The following is a 20,423-nucleotide window of genomic DNA, read 5'->3' on the forward strand; positions in this document are numbered from 1 at the left end:
CCTTCGCCACCTCCCACCAGCGACGACGCCGACGGAAGCACGCCGTACCATCCACGTGAATCATCACGTGCGTGGTCACCCCGGCAGTGCCCGCTACCGCACACGAGTGCGCCGGCAGCCGTCATCGAAGCTCGTGGCCGTGCCTGAAAGAGACACACACCCATGACCGAAGCAGCCCCCATCACGTTCGACGCCCTCGGCGTCCCTGCACCACTCGTCGCCTCCCTCGCGAAGGACGGCAAGACGAGCGCGTTCCCCATCCAGATCGACACGCTCCCCGACACCCTCGGCGGACGCGACGTCCTCGGCCGCGGCAAGACCGGCTCCGGCAAGACCCTGGCCTTCAGCATCCCGATGGTCGCGCGCCTCGGCGGCTCGCTCGCCGGCGGCAAGCGTCGCCCCGGCCGCCCGCTCGGCCTCGTCCTCGCCCCGACCCGCGAACTCGCCACGCAGATCGCCGCCGTCATACAGCCGCTCGCCGACGCATACTCGCTGAAGACCACCACGATCTTCGGCGGCGTCTCGCAGAAGCGTCAGGAAGAAGCCCTCCGCGCCGGCGTCGACATCGTCATCGCCTGCCCCGGCCGCCTCGAAGACCTCATGAAGCAGGGCTTCGTGAACCTCGACGCCGTGGAGATCACCGTCCTCGACGAGGCAGACCACATGGCCGACCTCGGCTTCCTCCCCGTCGTCACCCGCATCCTCGACAAGACCCCCCGTGGCGGACAGCGCCTGCTGTTCTCCGCGACGCTCGACAACGGCGTGGACAAGCTCGTCCGCAAGTTCCTGCAGAACGAAGTGCTCCACTCCGTCGACGAGGCGAACTCGCCCGTCGCCGCGATGACCCACCACGTCTTCACGACCGCCTCGGTCGAGTCGAAGAAGGACCTCATCCAGGCCCTCGCGTCCGGTTCCGGCCGTCGCATCCTGTTCATGCGGACCAAGCACCACGCGAAGAAGCTCGCAAAGCAGCTCACCGACTCCGGGATCCCCGCCGTCGACCTGCACGGCAACCTCTCGCAGGTGGCCCGCGACCGCAACCTCGCCGCGTTCAGCGCCGGTACCGCGAAGGTCCTCGTCGCCACCGACGTCGCCGCCCGCGGCGTGCACGTCGACGACGTCGAACTCGTCATCCACGTCGACCCGCCGACCGAGCACAAGGCCTACCTGCACCGCTCGGGCCGCACCGCTCGTGCAGGCAGCGCCGGTGACGTCGTCACCCTCGCGATCCCCGGCCAGATGGACGACCTCAAGAAGCTCCTCCGCAAGGCCGAGATCAACGTCACCCCGCAGGCGGTCACCGCGACCTCACCCGCGGTCCTCGAGCTCATCGGCGATGTCGCCGCCTACGTGAAGCCCGCGCCGCGTGCGGCCGTGCAGCAGCAGGGCGGTGGTGGCGGCGGTCGCTCGCAGGGCGCCAACGCCCAGCGCAAGCGCGCAGCCCGCGACGGCAACGGCCTCGGCAACGGTCACCGCGACCGCGACGGAGCCCGTGGCGGCAGCCGTGACGGCGCGCAGGGCGGACAGCGCGAAGGCGGACAGGCCGGCGGCGCTCGTCGTGGCGGCCGTCCAGCCGGCGCCGCCGGCGGCCAGGGCGGACAGCGCTCCGGAGCAGCTCGTTCCGGCGGCGGTCGCTCGGGTGGCGCAGGAGCGTCCACCGGCGGCAGCCGCACGCACTACAGCACGGGCTACGCAGCGAACTCCGGCGCTCCCGCCGAGTCCTCGCGCCCACGCACGAACCGTCGCGCGTCCAGCGGCAACTAGTCTGCGGCGAACACGGTGATCGAAGCGCCGTCCACCTCCGGGTGGGCGGCGCTTCGTCGTCCCATGAGCCACTCGATTTCGCGCGACGGGGTCCGGCGGGTTACGGTTCCAACATGAACGCCAACGCAGTTGTTCGCCCCATCCGCGACGTCGATGCCGAGTCCCTGGGGCGTGTCCACGCCACCTGCTGGCACGAGACGTACGACCACCTGATCAGCTCCGCAACCCTCGCGAAGCTCTCCCCGCGCCGCATGGCGGAACTGTGGACCCACTGGGCCGCCCAGGGCCCGGAGTACACGCACTTCGCCGCGCTGGTCGACGGTGAGATCGTCGGTTTCTCCGGCTCCGGCCCGGGCCGCGACGCGGACATGCCTCGCGAGCGCGAGCTGTACTTCGTCTATCTGCTCGACGCCTGGCACGGCACGGGTATCGGCCAGCAGCTGTTCGACGCCGCGATCAGCGACGGACAGCCCGCCTACCTCTGGGTTGCAGCGGACAATCCGCGCGCGCACCGCTTCTACGAGCGCAACGGCTTCCGCGCCGACGGCGAGGCTCGCACCGAGCCGTTCCTCGGTGAGACCATCGACGAGGTCCGCCTCACCCGCTGAGCTTCGCGGCCGAACGCCCCCGCGACGACTCGGCGGCCAGCGAGCGGCGAGCTGTACTGCTAGCGGAGACGGCCGACGGAGGCGAGGGCCGCGCGTAGCAGCGTGCCTCGGCCGCCCTCCATCTCGGCGGCGATGGCGTCGGAGGACGCTTCCTCCGGAGTCATCCAGGTGAGTTCCAGCGCGTCCTGGCGCGGCTCGCACGTCCCACTGACCGGCACGACGTACGCGAGCGCGACGGCGTGCTGGCGGTCGTCGGAGTACGGCGACAGCCCCGGCAGCGGGAAGTACTCGGCCACCTGGAACGGCACGGGAGACGCGGGAAGCAGGGGGAACGCCATCGGGCCGAGGTCCTTCTCGAGGTGACGGAAGAGCGCGTCGCGGATGGTCTCGCCGTACATGACACGACCGGAGACGAGGGTGCGGGTCATCTCTCCGAGGGCGGTGGCACGCAGCAGCACGCCGACCTCGGTCACGACACCGAACCCGTCGACGCGGACCGGCACGGCCTCCACGTAGAGCAGTGGGAGTCGGCGCCGGATCTCCTCGAGCTCCACGTCCGACAGCCAGCCCGGGTTGGAATTGCCGGGAAGATCGGGTTCCGGGTTGGGGTCAGGGGTGCGAACGCTCATAGGTCCTTCATACCGTATGGAACCGACCGGCGATTCAGGCGGAGAGGTGTGGCTGCTCCGTCACACCGCGAGGTACAGCTCGACGGTGACGACGTCGTCGATGTCGAGCTCCTCCGCCAGCTGCACCTGCTTCTTGACCGGCACGATGTAGCCGCCGTCCTTCGGCCAGAGCGATGTCGTCGTGGAGGTCGTACCGATCCGCGCCGTGACGGGGATCATGCCCCACCCGTAGCTGAGGATCCGGGCCATGGCGGCGATCTGCTCGCTCTCCTCGGGCGGCACCGTCACGAAGTGGAAGGGCGCCGGGCCACGCCAGTACCAGACCGCTCCGCTGAATCGCAGCTCCATGCGCCAACGGTAGCGGCGTGGCCCGACGATGTCAGCCCCTCCCTCGAGAGGGCCGCGGTGTCGGTGCCGTGCAGGATGATGGATCCCATGACCGAGGTGCTCGAGCGCTTCTCCCCCGCCACACGAGACTGGTTCACGGGGGCGTTCGCCGCGCCGACGCCCGCCCAGGCAGGCGCCTGGGATGCCATCTCACGAGGCGCCAACGCGCTCGTCGTCGCCCCCACTGGCTCGGGCAAGACCCTCTCCGCATTCCTGTGGTCGATCGACCGGCTGCTGTCCGAGGCCATCGCCGAGCACAGCGCTCATCCGCGCACCGGCGTTCCGCTCACCGGCCTCGAAGCCGACGAGGCAGAGGCCGCTGCAGCCCAACGGAAGCGCTCGCGTGGCACCCGGGTCCTGTACATCTCCCCCCTCAAGGCGCTCGGTGTCGACGTCGAGCGCAACCTCCGCACACCGCTCGTCGGCATCGCGCAGGCCGCCCGGCGCCTCGGCACGGAACCGCCAACGATCAGCGTCGGCGTGCGCTCCGGCGACACCCCGTCGGCCGACCGCCGCGCGCTCGTCAAGGAACCACCGGACATCCTCATCACGACACCGGAGTCGTTGTTCCTCATGTTGACGAGCGCCGCCCGCGAGACCCTGAGCACCGTCGACACCGTCATCATCGACGAGATCCACGCCGTCGCGTCGACGAAGCGCGGCGCGCACCTCGCCGTCTCGCTGGAACGCCTCGACGCGATGCTCGACAAGCCGGTGCAGCGCATCGGTCTCTCGGCGACGGTGCGCCCCGCCGAGGAGGTCGCGCGCTTCCTCGGCGGTCGCTCCCCCGTCGAGATCGTGTCGCCTCCCGCAGCGAAGACCTTCGACCTCCGGGTCGTCGTCCCCGTCGACGACATGACCGACCCTGACGCCGGTATGGCGAAGCCTGCCGATTCCGATGCCGACGGCAGTGGCGGCGGCTTCACCGGCTACACCCCGAACAGCGACGGCGGCGGCGAGGACCGCGTCGGCAGCATCTGGCCGCACGTCGAGGAGGCGATCGTCGATCGGGTGCTCGCCCACCGCTCCACGATCGTGTTCGCGAACTCGCGCCGGCTCGCCGAGCGCCTCACCGCGCGGCTCAACGAGATCAACGAGGCGCGCACGAGCGAGCAGGAGCTGGTGACCCCGGGCGCCGGACGCCCACCGGCGCAGCTGATGGCGCAGAGCGGGCAGACGCGGGGTTCGGCGAGCGCCGCAGCGGCGGGCTCCCGGGGCACGGCGTCCATATCCTCGGACGACGACGAGGTGCCGTTGCTCGCCCGCGCGCACCACGGGTCCGTCTCCAAAGAGCAGCGCGCCGGTATCGAGGAGGACCTGAAGTCCGGTCGGCTGCGATGCGTCGTCGCCACGTCGAGCCTCGAGCTCGGTATCGACATGGGCGAGGTCGACCTCGTCATCCAGGTGGAGTCACCACCGAGTGTCGCGAGCGGTCTGCAGCGCGTCGGTCGTGCCGGCCACCAGGTCGGCGAGGTGTCGCGGGGCGTGCTGTTCCCGAAGCACCGGGCAGACCTCGTGAGCACCACCGTCGCCACCGAGCGCATGGAGGCCGGGCTCATCGAAGCCATCGAGGTCCCGTCGAATCCGCTCGACATCCTGGCCCAGCAGACGGTCGCGGCGGTCGCACTCGACGAGCTCGGCGTCGAGGAGTGGTTCGAGACGGTCAAGCGCAGCGCCCCGTTCGCGTCCCTCCCCCGATCGGCGTTCGAAGCCACGCTCGACCTCCTGGCGGGCCGTTACCCGTCGGACGAGTTCGCCGAGCTTCGTCCTCGCATCGTGTGGGACCGCGACGCCGGCGTCCTCACCGGCCGTCCAGGAGCGCAACGCCTCGCCGTCACGAGCGGCGGCACCATCCCGGACCGCGGTTTGTTCGGTGTCTTCATGGTCGGCGAGTCCGGGGCGGGCGCCCGCGTCGGCGAGCTCGACGAGGAGATGGTCTACGAGTCCCGCGTCGGCGACGTGTTCGCGCTGGGCGCGACGAGTTGGCGCATCCAGGAGATCACTCACGACCGCGTGCTCGTGACACCCGCCTTCGGTCAGCCGGGCCGGCTGCCGTTCTGGAAGGGCGACGGCATCGGTCGTCCGGCGGAGCTCGGCCGGGCGATCGGTTCCTTCGTCCGCGAGCTCGACACGACCGGCACGACATCGACCGCCCGGTTGGAGGCGGCGGGCCTCGACGAGCGCGCGATCTCGAACCTGCTCGCCTACGTCCGCGAACAGCGGGAGGCGACGGGCATCGTCCCCAACGACACGACACTCGTGGTGGAACGGTCGCGCGATGAGCTCGGCGACTGGCGCGTCATCCTCCATTCCCCGCACGGCCTCCGGGTCCACGCGCCGTGGGCGCTGGCGGTCGGTGCACGCGTGCAGGAGCGCCTCGGCGTCGACGGGTCGGCGGTCGCGAGCGACGACGGCATCATCGTCCGTCTTCCCGACACCGAGTCCGAACCGCCGGGTGCCGAGCTGTTCGTGTTCGAACCGGAGGAACTGGACGCCCTCGTCACACAGGAGGTCGGTGGGTCCGCCCTGTTCGCATCGCGCTTCCGCGAGTGCGCCGCCCGTGCGCTCCTGCTCCCCAACTACTCCCCGCAGAAGCGTTCACCCCTGTGGCAGCAGCGGCAGCGGTCGGCACAGCTGCTGGACGTCGCGAAGCAGTACCCGACGTTCCCGATCATCCTCGAGACGCTGCGCGAGTGTCTCCAGGACGTCTACGACCTGCCCGCGCTCGATCAGCTCGCGCGCGAGCTCCAGTCGCGCAGCATCCGCATCGTCGAGACCACGACCGATCAGCCGTCGCCCTACGCGCGGTCGCTGCTCTTCGGGTACGTCGGGGCCTTCATGTACGAGGGCGACAGCCCGCTCGCAGAACGTCGCGCCGCAGCGCTCGCGGTCGACAGCACGATGCTCGGAGAACTCCTCGGACGAGTCGAACTGCGTGAGCTCCTCGACCCCGGCGTCATCGAGCAGACCGGTCTCGAGCTGCAGCGACTCGATCCCGAGCGTCGACTGAAGGGTGTCGAGGGCGTCGCCGACGCACTCCGCATGCTCGGTCCCCTCACCGTCACGGAGATCGCAGCGCGCTGCACCTTCGACGGCGTCACCGTGTCCGCGGTCGGTGAGGCCGGCCTCGACGACGACGCAGCATCCTGGGCACCGGACGCGGCGCGGGCGTCCGCCGCCGTCGCCGAACTCGAGCGCACCAAGCGGGTCATCCGTGTCCCGATCGCCGGCGAGGAGCGCTTCGCCGCCATCGAGGACGCCGGACGCCTGCGCGACGCCCTCGGCACCCCGCTGCCCATCGGCGTGCCGGTGGCCTTCACCGAGCCGGTCAGCGATCCGCTCGGCGACCTGCTCGCCCGCTATGCCCGCACCCACGGGCCCTTCACGACCGGGGAGGCAGCGAGGCGCTTCGGTCTCGGAGCCGCCGTCGTGCAGCACACCCTCGGGCGTCTCGCCGACGCCGGTCGGGTCGTCAAGGGCGAGTTCCTCCCCGCCGGACGCCAGCATGCCGGAGGTGCCTCTGCGGACGACACGGATCGCGGGCCCACGGATGCCACCGAGTGGTGCGACGCCGGTGTGCTCCGGAAGCTCCGCATCCGGTCGCTCGCCGCACTCCGCCACGAGGTCGAGCCCGTCGATCAGCAGGCGTTCGCCCGTTTCCTCCCCACCTGGCAGCACCTCGGCGGAACCCTCCGCGGCGTCGACGGCGTCGCCGCGGTCATCGACCAGCTCGCGGGTGCACCGATCCCGGCATCGGCCTGGGAATCACTCATCCTGCCGTCCCGCGTCGCCGACTACAGCCCGGCGATGCTGGACGAACTCACCGCGACCGGCGAGGTCGTCTGGTCAGGCAGCGGCTCCATCCCGGGAAACGACGGCTGGGTCGCACTCCATCTCGCCGACACGGCGCCGCTCACCCTGCCGCTCTCGCCGACGCCGCATACTCCGGACGCCCTCCAGACGGAACTCCTCACGACCCTCGGCAGCGGTGGCGCGTACTTCTTCCGACAGCTCGCCGAGTCGGTCGGCTCGACAGACGACACCCTCCTCGTCGCCGCGCTGTGGGAACTCGTCTGGGCGGGTCTCGTCACCAACGACACCTTCTCCCCGCTCCGCACCCTCGTCGGGACCGGCTCCGGTACCTCCGCGCATCGGGTGCAGCGCCAGACACCGCGGTCGAAGCTCTACCGGGGGCGCAACCTGCAACGCCCGCCGATGGCGACGCGGGCGAGCCAGACGCTCGGCGGTCGCTGGTCGATCCTCCCGCTGGCCGAACAGGACGCCACCGTCCGTGCCGTCGCGACCGGCGAGACGCTGCTCGAGCGGTACGGCGTCGTGACGCGCGGCTCGGTCGTCGCCGAAGGTGTCACCGGCGGATTCGCGCTCGCCTACCGTGTGCTCAAGCAGTTCGAGGAGAACGGTCGGTGCCGTCGCGGGTATTTCGTCGAGCGGCTCGGCGGAGCACAGTTCGCATCCTCGGGCACGGTCGACCGACTCCGCAGCTTCATCCAGACCGACGACGCACCAGCGCTCTCGGCCGTGACGCTTGCGGCGACGGACCCCGCGAACCCGTACGGGGCCGCACTCGGTTGGCCGAGCCAGGAGGTCACCGGGGTGAAGCACCGTCCTGGCCGGAAGGCAGGAGCACTCGTCGTCCTCGTCGACGGCGCTCCCGTCTGGTACCTCGAACGCGGCGGCAAGACGGCGCTCGTCTTCACCGAGGACGAGGAGCAGCTGCTCGCCGGCGCTCGTTCCCTGGCGGCGACGGTCACCGCAGGGCGCATCGAGAAGCTCGGCATCGAGCAGGTCAACGGCGCATTCGTGCTCGGCACGCCGACGGGACATGCACTGCGCGCGGCCGGCTTCGTGGAGACGCCGCGCGGTCTGCGGATGCGCCGTGGCTGAACCGGGCGACCGCGCAGCTGGCACACGAGGCGGGACGACCACCATGGGTTGCGCATCGCAGCACACGGGTGGCACCGTAGCGGCAAGGGACGGAGGAGTTCATGCCGGAAGGTGACACGGTGTTCCAGGCCGCGCATCGTCTGCGGCAGGCTCTCGCCGGCGAGATCGTGACGGGGTTCGACATGCGCGTCCCCGCCTTCGCGACCGTCGACCTCCGCGGAGACACGGTGCACGACGTCATCCCACGCGGCAAGCACCTCCTCCATCACATCGGCGACCACACGCTGCACACACACCTGAAGATGGAGGGGCTCTGGCACGTCTATCAGCCTGGTGAGCACTGGCGACGCCCCGCCTGGAAGGCGCGCGCCGTCGTGACCACGCAGCACTGGGTGACTGTGGGCTTCGACCTCGGTCTCGTCGAGGTGTTCCCGTCGAGCGAGGATGCGGAACGGTTCGGTTGGCTCGGCCCCGATCTGCTCGGTCCCGACTGGGATCCGGAACTCGCGGTCAGGAACCTCGAAGCCGACGGTCGGGCGATCCACGTCGCGCTCCTCGACCAGCGCAACCTCGCAGGCCTCGGCAACGAGTACGTGAACGAGCTGTGCTTCATCCGTGGTGTCCTCCCCACGACACCGACCGCCGAGGTGGACCTGCCCGCGGCGGTGCGGCTCGGCTCACGGCTCATCATCGCCAACCGCGACCGTCGCAACCGCGTCACCACCGGCGACACGAGGCCTGGTCGCACGAGCTGGGTCTTCTCACGCGACGGCCAGCGGTGTCTCCGGTGTGGCACACGCATCATGCGCGGCAAGCTCGGAGCAGATCCGACGGCCCTCCGCGACACCTACTGGTGCCCCAGCTGCCAGCACTGACGCGGGCCGCCTTCCGCCCGGTCACCGCGCCTGTCGAGGTGCGCGACGATGCGAGCGTCTCCACCCGACCAGCCAGGACAGCGGCAACGACAGGAGCAACAGCAACAGTGCCTTCGTCCCGAGACCTGGAACGACCGCAGCCAGCACGAACGCGAGCAGCATGAACGCGGTCGGCGCCCACATGAGCAGTCGCGAGCGCGGCCCCGACGCAGCCTGCTCGCTGAGGAGTCCGTCGCGGTCGATGACGAGCTGTTGCAGCCGGACGGCCACCATCGATACGAGCATCGTGCCGATGTAGAGCATCGCGGCGCCGCGATCCTCACCCGAGGCGTCGACGATGAGGACCGTCGGCAGCGGCAGGAACACGATGCCCGCGAGCCAGACGAAGTTGAGCGACACCAGTGCGCGGGAGTATCCCGTGGTGCGCTCGAAGAGGCGGTGGTGGTCGCGCCAGAAGCTGGCGATCACGACGAAGCTGAGCGCTGCGGCCGCGAGTCCGGTCGCGTTCGCGCCGAGAAACTCCGTGATGGGTTCACCGCCGTACTCCTGAGCGGTGTCGACCAGCGGGAGGATGATCAGCGTGATCGCGATGGCGACGACGGCATCGCTGAAGTTCACGAGCCGGTCGAGCCCGCGATCCGTGGTCGGTGCGACGTGTCGTGAGACGCGGTCGTCCCCGGTCTCGCGGTCGTCTGCACCGTCACGGTCGCTCGGCATGGTCAGCCGACGTCTGCGTCGTCGATGGCTTCGCCCCGGACCATCTCGACCCAACGCGCGAGGTAGGCTGCGCCGGCCTCGTCGTGGATGAGGGTCGAGTGGGTCAGCACCGGGTACGGCTTCTCCGGGACGCCGTCGGCCGGGCGGACGTCGACATGCTCGACCTCGTAGCCGTGCTCGAAGAGCCAGTCGGCCATGGCGTAGTCGCTCCGGGAATCGCCGACCGTGCGCCAGGCGATCGGCAGGGCACCTCCGTCCGCTTCCAGCAGCTCCAGCGCACGTTCGGCACCGAGGTCCTTTCCGAGCCGGACGGACTCGATGTCGGTGGAGATGATCGTCGGGTCGATCCGGTACTGCACGAGCCCGGCGTCGTCGGGGAACCGGTCCGGAGCGTGCTCCACGCCGAAGCCGCGACGCGCGAGTTCAGCACGGGCATCGGTGTCGAAGTGGCGTCGTACGACGGCGTAGTCGGCGGCAGGGACCTCGACATGCTGCTCGACCGACACCATCGCACGCTTCGTGTAGTCGAAGAACACGGTGTCGGCGTAGCGCTCGTTCACCAGTGCCTCGATCGTCCGACCGTAGCCGTCGGGCATGGCGACGTCCTCATCGAGGCTCAACTCGTCGACCCCGGCAGCAGAGAAGCCGAACCAGACGGCGCCCTTCTCGCAGATGCCGTACAGGCGGACGTCTGCGGCGAGCCCCGCCGCGAGCAGCGGCGGCACGACGACCTCGCGCAGGAACGCGTCGCTGCGTCCGGTGTTGAACGCGATCGGCACCCCCGCGTTCGCGAGCGCCACGAGGTCCTCCGCGATGCTCGGGATGTTGATCGTGCGGGTGATCGGGCTGGCGATGGGGCCGTCGACATCGAGGAGCAGGCCGAGGATGGGGCGGGATGCGTTCACGTGTCTCAGCCTAACGACCACCCGGCGTGGGTAGACTCGCTCCACCATCACCGGTGTTCGAAGGAGATCACTCGTGTTCACCAGCCCGCATCCCGATGTCGAGATCCCCGCCCTGAGCGTGTACGACTCCCTGTTCGGCAGTATCGCGCCGAGCGACCTGGATCGAATAGCGCTCCGCGACGGCACGACCGGTGCCGAGACGAGCTACCGGCAGCTCATCGGCCAGATCGACGCGCTCGCCGGGGCGCTGGCAGCCGCCGGCATCGGCATCGGCGACGTCGTGGCCCTGCACGCCCCGAACGTCCCTGCCTTCGCGACCGTGTTCCACGGCATCCTCCGCGCCGGCGCGACGGCCACGACGGTCAACGGCCTGTACACGGCCGAGGAGATCGAGGCGCAGTTGCGGGACTCCGGAGCGTCGATGCTCTTCACCGTCTCGCCACTGCTCCCGCAGGCGCTGACCGCGGCGAGTGCCTGTGACATCCCGACGGACCGCGTCGTGGTCCTCGACGGCGCCGAGGGGCACGCGTCACTCCGTGATCTGCTCGTCCGTCGGCTGCCGGCGCCGGACGTCTCGTTCGACCCTGCGACGCACATCGCCGTGCTGCCGTACTCGTCCGGTACCACGGGGCGGCCCAAGGGGGTGATGCTCTCGCATCGCAACCTCGTCGCGAACGTCCAGCAGTCGATCCCGCAGCTCGGCATGGTCGCCGACGACCGTATCCTCGCCGTCCTGCCGTTCTTCCACATCTACGGGATGACGGTCCTGCTGAACCTCGCGCTCTCGCGACGCGCGTCCCTCGTGACGATGCCTCGGTTCGACCTCGTCGAGTTCCTCCGGATCATCCAGGACTACCGCTGCAGCTACGTGTTCATCGCTCCGCCGATCGCCGTCGCGCTGGCGAAGCATCCGCTCGTCGACGACTACGACCTGTCGAGCGTGCACACCATCTTCTCCGGCGCTGCACCCCTGGATGCCACACTCGGCCACGCGGTCGAGGCCAGACTCGGCTGCCGGATGCGCCAGGGCTACGGCATGACCGAGCTGAGCCCGGTCAGCCACGCGATCGCGCTCGGAGCAGACGACGCTTCGCTCGACAGCGTCGGCACGACCCTGCCGAACATGCAGTGCAAGATCATCGATCCCGAGACGGGAGCGGAGGTCGAGTACCCGGCGGCCGGTAGCGATGGGGAGAGCGCCGCCGGTGAGCTGCTGTGCGCAGGCCCGAATGTCATGCTCGGCTACCTCAACAACGCGGAGGCGACGTCGGCGACCCTCGAGGCCGACGGTTTCCTGCATACCGGCGACATCGCGACCATCCGAGGCGATGGGACGGTACGGATCATCGAGCGGCTGAAGGAGCTCATCAAGTACCACGGCTACCAGGTGGCGCCCGCCGAGCTCGAAGCGCTCCTGCTCGGGCATCCCTCGATCGCCGATGCTGCCGTCATCGGCGTGCCCGACGACGAGGGTCAGGAGGTGCCCAAGGCGTTCATCGTGCTGCAGGCGGGAACCGAGCTCGCCGATGACGATCTGATGGCCTGGGTCGCCGAACGTGTCGCCCCGCACAAGAAGATCCGGCGCGTCGAGGTCGTGGACTCCATCCCGAAGTCGACCTCTGGCAAGATCCTCCGCAAGGACCTGCGCGCGGCCGAGGCGGCAGCGCGCGCCGACGCCTGAGCCCGCAGTGCCCCGCGCCGGTCACCGAGCCTGTTGCTCGGAGACCGGGACGAGGACGGCTCAACCGCGCCCGACAGCGGCGACCATACGGTCGAAGGCCGCGTCGAGGCCGGGGTCCGCAGGCTGCCAGTGCGGGTTCGCGTCGTGGAACTCGACCATCTCCGCCGCTCCGTCCCAGAACGGGATCCTCGGGTGGAACTCGGGGACGAGACTCCGGATGCGGGTGTTGTCGAAGACCATCGGGAACGCCTTGTCGCCGAGGAGCGTCGGTCCGAGCGGCGGGTGGATCTCGGCAATGAGGTCGGACGGCACATGCACGATGTCCGCTTCCACGCCGGCTGCATCCGCGATCCACCTGATGATGTCGTTCCAGGTGGGTGCGTGGTCGCCGGTGATGTGGAACGCCTCGCCGAGGACGTCGCGCCTCCCGAACAGCCCGACGAAGCCGACCGCGAAGTCATCGGAGTGGGTGATCGTCCAGACGGTCGTGCCGTCACCGTGCACGACGACAGGTTTTCCGGCGCGCATCCGTTCGAGGTCCGTGCGCTTGCCCATCGTCGGGAGGAGGGTGCGGTCGTAGGTGTGCGACGGGCGCACGATCGTCGCCGGGAAGCCGTGTTCACGGTAGGCGGCGACAAGCACGTCCTCGCAGGAGATCTTGTCGCGCGCGTATTCGGAGAACGGGTTGCGCAGTGGCGTCGACTCCACCACCGGCAGTCGGAGCGGTGGCTTCTGATACGCGGAGGCCGAGCTGATGAAGACGTACTGTCCGATGCGGCCGGCGAAGCGGTCGATGTCGGCCTGGACCTGTTGCGGTGTGAACGCCGTGAACTGCGCGACGACGTCGAACTCGCGCGAGCCGAGGGCCTCGGTCACGGCATCGGTGTCCCGCACGTCCGCACGGAGCAGCTCGACCTCCGCAGGGAGTGGCCGGACCTCGGAGAGACCGCGGTTGAGAACCGTCACATGGTGGCCGAGCGACACTGCGTGAGCGACGGACGCCGCTGAGATGATGCCGCTGCCGCCGATGAACAGGATGCGCTTCGTCGTCGTCATGGCTCCATCCTTCCGCACCACGCTCGGACTCACCCGAAAACGCGCGGGATCGGCGGGCGGATCGGACGATGGCAGATGGTCCGCGGCGTCAGCGCTCGCGCTTGACGTACGACATGACTGCGACGACGAGGGCGAGCAGTACACCGGAGACGAGCCCCCACACGACGGGGGCTTCAGGACCGAGCAGCAGGAGTGACACGGCCGCAGCGATGGCGAGGACACCGGCGATCGCGAGCGCGGTGTTCCACTCGTTCGCTCTCATCCCATCAGCCTAGGCCCGGAGTCCCGTGCGCGAGGGCGCGGTCTCCGCGAGGATGGAGCGGCTCCGGTTCGTTCAGCGGTGCTCGGCGAGGAGCTGCGAGGTACGGTCCCAGAGAGCGCTTGCAAGCGCCGGGTCGTTCGCTCGGCGGTTCGCCCGCGCCGGCTTCCGCTTCACGAAGTACCCACCGGACGTCCAGTCGAGACCCGGCTGGCTCTCTGCCAACCAGAAGAGGGTGTCCGCCCCTTCCTCAGGTGTGTTGAGGAGGCGGCGACCGAACCCTGTCCCGTAGAGCAGTCGCATGGCTGCTCCGGAGGCGTTCGAGAAGTTCGAGGCGATCACGCCGGGGTGGAAGGCGGCGGCCGAGAGACCTCGCGCTCCGTAGCGCCGCGCGAGTTCCTTCGTGAACAGGATCTGCGCGAGCTTCGCGTCGCCGTACGCTCGCGTCGGCGAGTACGACCGTGCGCCGTCGAGATCATCGAGCCCGGCGAGATCGAGCGTGCCGAACAACCGGTTCGCGACACTCGAGGTGTTGATGACCGTCGCCTCCGATTCGATGAGTCGGTCGAGCAGCAGCCGGGTCAGCAGCGCGGGCGCGAGGTAGTTGATCTGGAACGTCTGCTCGTGGCCGTCAGTGGTGATCTGGCGCTCCGCCCCGAAGATGCCGCCGGCGTTGTTCGCAAGCACGTCGATCCGGGGGTATCGCCCGAGCAGCTGCTCGGCCAGCAACCGCACCTGGGCGAGCTCGGCGAAGTCGCACACGAAGGCCGCAGCCCCGATCCGCTCAGCCACCGCGGCCGTCTTCTCCGGCGAGCGGCCCACGACGGCGACGTGTTCACCGGCGTCCGCGAACGATTTCGCTGCGGCCGCGCCGATACCGTCGCTCGCGCCGGTGAGGACGATCACCCGATCGCTCACGCGGAGGACTTCCGCGCGCGGGGCTCACTCGTGCGGACGGGCTTCGTCGGTGCCGCTTCGGGGACCTCGTGGCCGATGCGCAGATCGCCCGTCTTGTTCGCGTCCTGCATCATCGCCTCGAGCCAGGTGCGGTTGAGTTCCGGTCGGACCTCCTCCTCGAACTCGAACTGCAGCGAGATCGAGGGGTGCACCCAGATCGAGACCCGCCCGCCGCCTGTGTCGGGGTTCCGTTGCCAGGAGATGGTGAAGGATTCGTTGCGCCGCAGCTTCATGACGGCGATCGACTTCACGTGAGCGAGTGTCCGATCGTCGAGTTCGAGCTCACGTGACGAACTCCCGTAGATCAGTTTTCCCACCAGGACCACTCCCCTGTACAGCTCGTCTCACGTCGCCGCTGAACGGCGTCGCTCTGCACCCGGCACACCCGGGCGTTGCCCCCATCGTAGGCGACGGGATCGACGCCGCGGTGACGCGGGACCACCGTCGACACCGTGTCCCACGACGCTTCGCTGTTGCCCCCCACCGCCTCGCGAATAGATGGAGAATGGCGGAAAATCAAGGAGTTTCGGGCGTATTTCGTGAAGCTGGCAAGGACCTGGGCGACCTGGCATCCGTCCAAACCGATCTCGGAACGCCCCCGAACCGGCTGCATGACCGTGAAGCCCGAACCTTCCGTCGTGCAGTCGACCGAGTACCCCGTCCGTGAGCGATCCGCCGCGGTCGAGGCGCTCCGTCGGTCTGCCCGCCAGCCGCGACGAGTCCCGAAGCTCGTCTCGCAGCTCGCCGCCTTCGGCCTGGTCGGCGGCACCGCGTTCATCGTCGACGTCGGCGTCTACAACCTGCTCCGACTGACGCTGCTCGACGACAAGCCGATCGGCGCGAAGGTGATCTCCGTCGCCGTCGCGACGATCGTCGCCTGGCTCGGCAACCGTGCGCTGACTTTCCGCACGCAGCGCGGACGTGCCCTCTGGAAGGAGGGCGCCCTCTTCGCCCTCATGAACGTGGGAGGGCTCGGCATCGCCACAGCCTGCCTGTTCGTGTCGCACTACGTCCTCGGCTACACCTCGCCGCTCGCCGACAACATCGCGGGCAACGGCGTCGGCCTCGTGCTCGGCATGGTGTTCCGGTTCCTCGCCTACCGGTACCTCGTGTTCCGGGCTCCGGCGGACGAGACAGCACCGCAGCCGGAGACGCGGCCGCACACCGCGAGCACTGCTCCCGTCGCAGCTGCGCCAGCACCCGCCGCTTCGGCATCCAACGCACCAGCCCACGTTCTGTCCACCACCGGAGGCCTGTCCTGATGTCACCCGCACTCGCCCCACTCGCATCCAGCGCAGTCAGCGCGCTCGGCCGGCCGTTCGCCGCGGCGGACGAGCCGGCGCCGCTGCTCACCCCGCAGCCGTCGGCTCCCGTCGATCAGCTCCCGAACCGCGGGACGACGGTCGACCCGACCACTCTCGCCGACCCCGGCAGCTGGGGGTTCGGAGAATGGCTCGGCTACGGCACGATGCTGCTCTTCGCCGCCGCACTCACGATCATCGCCGTGACCACCCTCTACTGGATGCTCCACGCCTGGCGGTCCACCGGCCACCTGAAGAACACCGGGTTCGCCGCCGTACCGCTGCCCGCGAAGCACTCCTTCACCCTGCTCGTCCCCGGACGTCATGAGGAGGAGGTGATGGGTCAGACCCTCGACCGCCTCGCCCAGCAGGACCACCCCGACTTCGAGATCATCGCGATCGTCGGCCATGACGATCCCGGCACCGAGCGCGTCGTGCGAGAAGCCGCCGCGCGCCACCCGGACCTCATCAGGGTCGTCGTGGACGACAGCGTTCCGAAGAACAAGCCGAAGGCCCTCAACCGGGCGTTGCAGATCGCTCGCGGCGACGTCGTCGGGGTGTTCGACGCCGAGGACGAGGTGCATCCGCGCCTGCTGACGCTCGTGGACTCGCGCTTCACCGAGAGTGGCGCCGACGTCGTTCAGGGCGGCGTGCAGCTGATGAATTTCCAGACCAGCTGGTGGTCGCTCCGGAACGTGCTCGAATACTACTTCTGGTTCCGTTCGCGCCTCCACTTCCACGCGAACTCGCGTTTCATCCCCCTCGGCGGCAACACGGTGTTCGTGAAGAAGACCTGGCTCGACTGGTCGGAGGGCTGGGACGACGGCTGCCTCGCCGAAGACTGCGAGCTGGGTGTCCGGCTCTCGAGCGCCGGCGCGACCGTGGTCGTGGCTTACAGCCCGGAGGTGGTCACCCGAGAGGAGACCCCCGGCACGCTGAAGTCGCTCTACAAGCAGCGCACACGCTGGAACCAGGGTTTCCTGCAGGTGCTGAAGAAGGGCGAGTGGCGCAAGCTGCCGACTTTCCGACAGCGCATGTTCGCCCGGTACCTGCTGTCGATGCCGTTCCTGCAGGCGGCGACCGGACTCCTCATCCCCGTCTCCGTACTCCTCGTGCTCTTCGCGAAGGCGCCGGCGCCGATCGCCCTCCTCACCTTCATCCCACTCGCACCGACGATCGTGACACTCGCGGTCGAAGCATCGGGACTCGGCGAGTTCGGACGACTGTACGGCCAGAAGGTCCGCTTCCGCGACTACGCCCGCCTCATCCTCGGCACCTTCCCGTACCAGATCTTCCTCGGCCTGGCCGCTGTCCGCTCCGTCTTCCGCGAGTGGAAGGGCGACCACTCCTGGGAGAAGACCGAGCACACCGGCGCGCACCGGAGCGACGATGTCGCCGAGGCCACCGAGGCGCCGCCCGTCGCGGTCACCCTGCCCACCGCAACGCCCGAGCGGACGCCGGAGCTGCACCTCTCGACCGACCGTCTCGACTGGATCGCCTCCGGCCCGCCGCCGCAGCGCGGACCGGGAGCGTTCAGCCGCTGGATCGCGCGCCACGGCCGCACCCTCGCCTTCCTGCTCCCGGTCCTCGCCATCGCCGCGGTCGTGCAGGCGATGAACATGGGCGGCTCACCGCAGCGCATCGACGACGAGGGCACGTACACGGCCCAGGCCTGGAGCGTGCTGAAGCTCGGCGAACTCGCCCACTACACGTACTGGTACGACCACCCGCCGCTCGGCTGGCTGCAGATCGCGGCGTACACCGGTCTCACCGGCGCGTTCGACCGTTACGACATCGCCGTGATCGCCGCCCGTGAGGCGATGCTCGTGGCGACCCTGATCTCGGTCGTGCTCGTGTGGGTCCTCGCCCGACGCCTGCACCTCAGCCGGGCGATGGCGGCCGTCGCCGCCCTCGTGTTCGCGATCTCCCCGCTCGCCGTCCAGTTCCACCGCACGGTCTACCTCGACAACGTCGCCGTGCCGTGGCTCCTCGGCGCCTTCGTCCTCGCCACCTCGCGCAAGCACCAGCTCGTGGGGTTCGCCGGCTCCGCCGCGGCCTTCGCGATCGCCGTGCTCAGCAAGGAGACCTTCCTCCTCGCGCTGCCGTTCCTCGCGTGGACCATGTGGCGTGCCGCCCGGAAGGAGACCCGGCGCTACACGCTGCCGGTCGCCGCGACCATCGTCGTCGTCGTCGGGTTCGCCTACGTGCTGTTCGCAGCCATCAAGGGCGAGCTGGTCCCAGGCCCCGACCGGGTGAGTCTGCTCGGCGGCGTGTTCTTCCAGCTCGGTTCCCGGGTCACGAGTGGTTCGCTGTTCGACCCGGAGAGTCTGTCCGCGAAGACGCTCAGCATGTGGTGGCAGCTCGACGCCGTCGTACTCGTGGCCGGAGCGGTCGCAGCCGTCACAGCGCTCTTCATCAAGCGACTGCGCATCATCGCGGCGATGACCGTCTTCCTCGGCTTGTTCATGCTCCGTCCGGGCGGGTACCTGCCCGTCCCATACATCATCATGCTGCTGCCGTTCATGACGATCCTCATCGCCGGTGTGACGAGCGTCGCCGTGCGCCGCCTCCGCCGGAAGTCCGGCGCAGGTCGATCCGTCGGTGCCGGCCGGATGATCGGAGCCGCGTGGATCGCCGCAGCGCTTGCCGCCGTCGTCATCACGGTCCCGAACACGGCGACCCAGCTGCGCGGCTTCCTCCTCGCCGATCTCGACAAGCCCGTCCGGCAGGCCCAGCAGTGGGTCCAGGCGAACGTGCCGCAGGAGTCGCGGGTGATCGTCGACGACGCCATGTGGGTCGACCTCGTGGACAGCGGCTTCGATCGCGACAACATCATCTGGTACTACAAGATGGACACCGATTCCGCCGTGCAGGCCCAGTCTCCGAACGGCTGGCGCGACGCCGACTACATCGTCACGACCGACTCGATGCGGACCTTCCCGACGACCTTCCCGGAGGTGACCGGCGCGATCGACAACTCCGAGCTGGTCGCCACCTTCGGTTCCGGCACACAGGCCGTCGAGGTCCGACGCATCCAGGCGGCAGGGCTCGATGCGGCAGCCGAGCAGGAGGCTGGACGCGCGGCGAACCGTGCCGCGGTCGGCGCCCAGCTGCTCCTGAACCCCTCGCTGAGCGTGTCGGCGGAGGCCGCGCAGACCGTCACCGACGGCCAGTTGGACGCACGCGCACTGCTCGCACTCGGTCAGGTGCTCGCAACCACTCCGGTGCGGCTCGAGAGCACTCCCGTGCTGGACGGCGAGACCGGCGACGTCCGCCGCACCATGGTGCTCCGCACGGGAAGCGATGACGGCGACCGCAAGCTCGCCGAATCCGTCCGGTCGCTCCAGGGCGACTACGCCCCGGAGCGCGTCGAGCAGACGAGCGACGGCGTCCGCGTCGTCTACTCGGCCATCGAACCGGACGTCCTCCGCTGACCATCCCACCACCGACCGGCAGAACGACCACCCGTTCCATCGACCACCGGCCCGACCGGGTCATCCAGATCCACCCGACGAACAGGAGTTCCATCATGCGAACCACCACTACGAGGCGAATCGCCCTCACAGGGCTCGCCGCCGTCGCGACGGCAGCGCTCATCGGCTTCGGCACCACTGCGGCGAGCGCCGCCACCACAGAGGCGTCCGGCGCCGGCTGGATCCGCGTCGGCCACCTCTCCGCCGACACCAAGACCGTCGACGTGAAGCTCTCCGCCCTCGCCGGCGGCGCGACCGTCTTCGAACTCGACGACGTCGCCTACGGCCAGGTGTCCCCGTACACCGACCTCGCCGCAGGCACCTACGTGGTGTCGATGGTCCCCGCCGGCTCGCCCGAGAGCACGAAGCCCGTCATCAGCACCAACGTGACCATCACCGCCGGTGAGGCCGCGACCGTCGCAGCCTACGGCCCCAACAAGGACCTGCAGACGAAGGTGTTCGAGGACGACCTCACCGGGCCTGCCGAGGGTGCAGCGCGCATCCGACTCATCCAGGCGTCCACCGAGGTGAAGAGCGTCGACGTCAGCACCTCGACGGGCATGCCCATCGCGAAGGGCGCGACGACCGGCACCGCCACGGGTTACGCGAGTGTCCCCGCGGGTCCCTGGGACCTCGAGCTGACGGGTGGCAAGCAGGCGGCCGAGGCGTCCGTGAACCTCGCCCCCGGCACCGTCAGCACACTCTTCGTGCTCGACAACGCCTCCGGCGGCGTGACCCTCATGCCCGTCCTCGACAGTTCCGCTGCCGGTGACACCCCCGAGGGTCCCGTCGAGACCGGCGGCGGCGGACTCGCGAAGGAGGGGTCGTCCTTGCAGAGCACGTTCGACGGCCTCGACGCGAAGCTCGTCCAGCTCGTGCGCGAGATCGGGACGGCGGCTCGCTGAT

General features: G+C 69.5%; 16 protein-coding genes. 8 read left to right on the forward strand and 8 right to left on the reverse strand.

The window, feature by feature from the left end; all coding sequences use genetic code 11:
- Positions 1–162 precede the first annotated feature (162 nt).
- Both ABMA10_RS16545 and ABMA10_RS16550 read left to right on the forward strand, forming a co-directional pair.
- Positions 163–1,764 (forward strand): DEAD/DEAH box helicase, encoded by a 1,602-nt coding sequence (locus ABMA10_RS16545; RefSeq protein WP_431030696.1) that lies wholly within the window; start codon positions 163–165, stop codon positions 1,762–1,764.
- 113 nt (positions 1,765–1,877) lie between these two features.
- Positions 1,878–2,372, forward strand: coding sequence for a GNAT family N-acetyltransferase (locus ABMA10_RS16550; protein WP_347867935.1), 495 nt, complete (start codon positions 1,878–1,880; stop codon positions 2,370–2,372).
- Between the two features lie 59 nt (positions 2,373–2,431).
- Here ABMA10_RS16550 and ABMA10_RS16555 read toward each other — a convergent pair whose 3' ends face one another.
- Both ABMA10_RS16555 and ABMA10_RS16560 read right to left on the reverse strand, forming a co-directional pair.
- On the reverse strand, positions 2,432–3,001 hold the full coding sequence (locus ABMA10_RS16555; RefSeq protein WP_347867936.1) for an NUDIX hydrolase family protein: 570 nt from the start codon (positions 2,999–3,001) through the stop codon (positions 2,432–2,434).
- A gap of 60 nt (positions 3,002–3,061) precedes the next feature.
- A complete protein-coding gene (locus ABMA10_RS16560; protein ID WP_431030697.1) occupies positions 3,062–3,349 on the reverse strand; it encodes a DUF1905 domain-containing protein in 288 nt (95 codons plus the stop codon).
- Between the two features lie 87 nt (positions 3,350–3,436).
- On the opposite strand from ABMA10_RS16560, the gene ABMA10_RS16565 reads away from it, so the two are divergent.
- Together ABMA10_RS16565 and ABMA10_RS16570 are read left to right on the forward strand one after the other, a co-directional pair.
- Positions 3,437–8,293 carry an ATP-dependent helicase gene (locus ABMA10_RS16565; RefSeq protein WP_347867938.1) on the forward strand — a complete coding sequence of 1,619 codons (4,857 nt, stop codon included), beginning with the start codon at positions 3,437–3,439 and terminating at the stop codon, positions 8,291–8,293.
- Between the two features lie 101 nt (positions 8,294–8,394).
- Positions 8,395–9,168 carry a DNA-formamidopyrimidine glycosylase family protein gene (locus tag ABMA10_RS16570; RefSeq protein WP_347867939.1) on the forward strand — a complete coding sequence of 258 codons (774 nt, stop codon included), beginning with the start codon at positions 8,395–8,397 and terminating at the stop codon, positions 9,166–9,168.
- Positions 9,169–9,189: 21 nt separating this feature from the next.
- Here ABMA10_RS16570 and ABMA10_RS16575 read toward each other — a convergent pair whose 3' ends face one another.
- Both ABMA10_RS16575 and ABMA10_RS16580 read right to left on the reverse strand, forming a co-directional pair.
- A complete protein-coding gene (locus tag ABMA10_RS16575; RefSeq protein WP_347867940.1) occupies positions 9,190–9,885 on the reverse strand; it encodes a TMEM175 family protein in 696 nt (231 codons plus the stop codon).
- A 2-nt stretch (positions 9,886–9,887) separates the two neighbouring features.
- The gene (locus tag ABMA10_RS16580) at positions 9,888–10,790 is read right to left on the reverse strand and encodes a hypothetical protein (protein ID WP_347867941.1); all 903 of its coding nucleotides are present in this window, start codon (positions 10,788–10,790) and stop codon (positions 9,888–9,890) included.
- 73 nt (positions 10,791–10,863) lie between these two features.
- Here ABMA10_RS16580 and ABMA10_RS16585 point away from each other — a divergent pair, with 73 nt between their 5' ends.
- The gene (locus ABMA10_RS16585; protein ID WP_431030698.1) at positions 10,864–12,471 is read left to right on the forward strand and encodes an AMP-binding protein; all 1,608 of its coding nucleotides are present in this window, start codon (positions 10,864–10,866) and stop codon (positions 12,469–12,471) included.
- Positions 12,472–12,531: 60 nt separating this feature from the next.
- Here the strand turns inward: ABMA10_RS16585 and ABMA10_RS16590 are convergent, their stop codons facing one another.
- The 4 genes from ABMA10_RS16590 to ABMA10_RS16605 form a co-directional block, all read right to left on the reverse strand.
- Entirely contained in the window at positions 12,532–13,527 is a 996-nt protein-coding gene (locus tag ABMA10_RS16590) for an SDR family oxidoreductase (RefSeq protein WP_347867943.1), read from the reverse strand.
- An 88-nt stretch (positions 13,528–13,615) separates the two neighbouring features.
- Positions 13,616–13,789 carry a hypothetical protein gene (locus ABMA10_RS16595; protein ID WP_347867944.1) on the reverse strand — a complete coding sequence of 58 codons (174 nt, stop codon included), beginning with the start codon at positions 13,787–13,789 and terminating at the stop codon, positions 13,616–13,618.
- A gap of 72 nt (positions 13,790–13,861) precedes the next feature.
- Positions 13,862–14,704 carry an SDR family NAD(P)-dependent oxidoreductase gene (locus ABMA10_RS16600; RefSeq protein WP_347867945.1) on the reverse strand — a complete coding sequence of 281 codons (843 nt, stop codon included), beginning with the start codon at positions 14,702–14,704 and terminating at the stop codon, positions 13,862–13,864.
- Complete coding sequence (locus ABMA10_RS16605) at positions 14,701–15,060, reverse strand: hypothetical protein (protein WP_347867946.1); 360 nt, start codon at positions 15,058–15,060, stop codon at positions 14,701–14,703. Before ABMA10_RS16605 ends, ABMA10_RS16600 begins: the two co-directional genes overlap by 4 nt.
- A gap of 294 nt (positions 15,061–15,354) precedes the next feature.
- Between ABMA10_RS16605 and ABMA10_RS16610 the strand changes: the two genes are divergently transcribed.
- The 3 genes from ABMA10_RS16610 (at position 15,355) to ABMA10_RS16620 (ending at position 20,422) form a co-directional block, all read left to right on the forward strand.
- Complete coding sequence (locus ABMA10_RS16610) at positions 15,355–16,005, forward strand: GtrA family protein (protein ID WP_347867947.1); 651 nt, start codon at positions 15,355–15,357, stop codon at positions 16,003–16,005.
- Complete coding sequence (locus tag ABMA10_RS16615; protein ID WP_431030699.1) at positions 16,005–19,478, forward strand: glycosyltransferase; 3,474 nt, start codon at positions 16,005–16,007, stop codon at positions 19,476–19,478. The genes ABMA10_RS16610 and ABMA10_RS16615 overlap by 1 nt, the downstream gene beginning before the upstream one ends.
- Positions 19,479–19,573: 95 nt before the next feature.
- Positions 19,574–20,422: a DUF4397 domain-containing protein gene (locus tag ABMA10_RS16620; protein WP_347867949.1), complete on the forward strand. Its 849-nt coding sequence runs from the start codon at positions 19,574–19,576 to the stop codon at positions 20,420–20,422.
- Position 20,423: the final 1 nt, after the last annotated feature.

This window comes from Plantibacter sp. RU18, from assembly GCF_050613355.1.
In the GTDB taxonomy this organism is placed as follows: Bacteria; Actinomycetota; Actinomycetes; order Actinomycetales; family Microbacteriaceae; genus Plantibacter.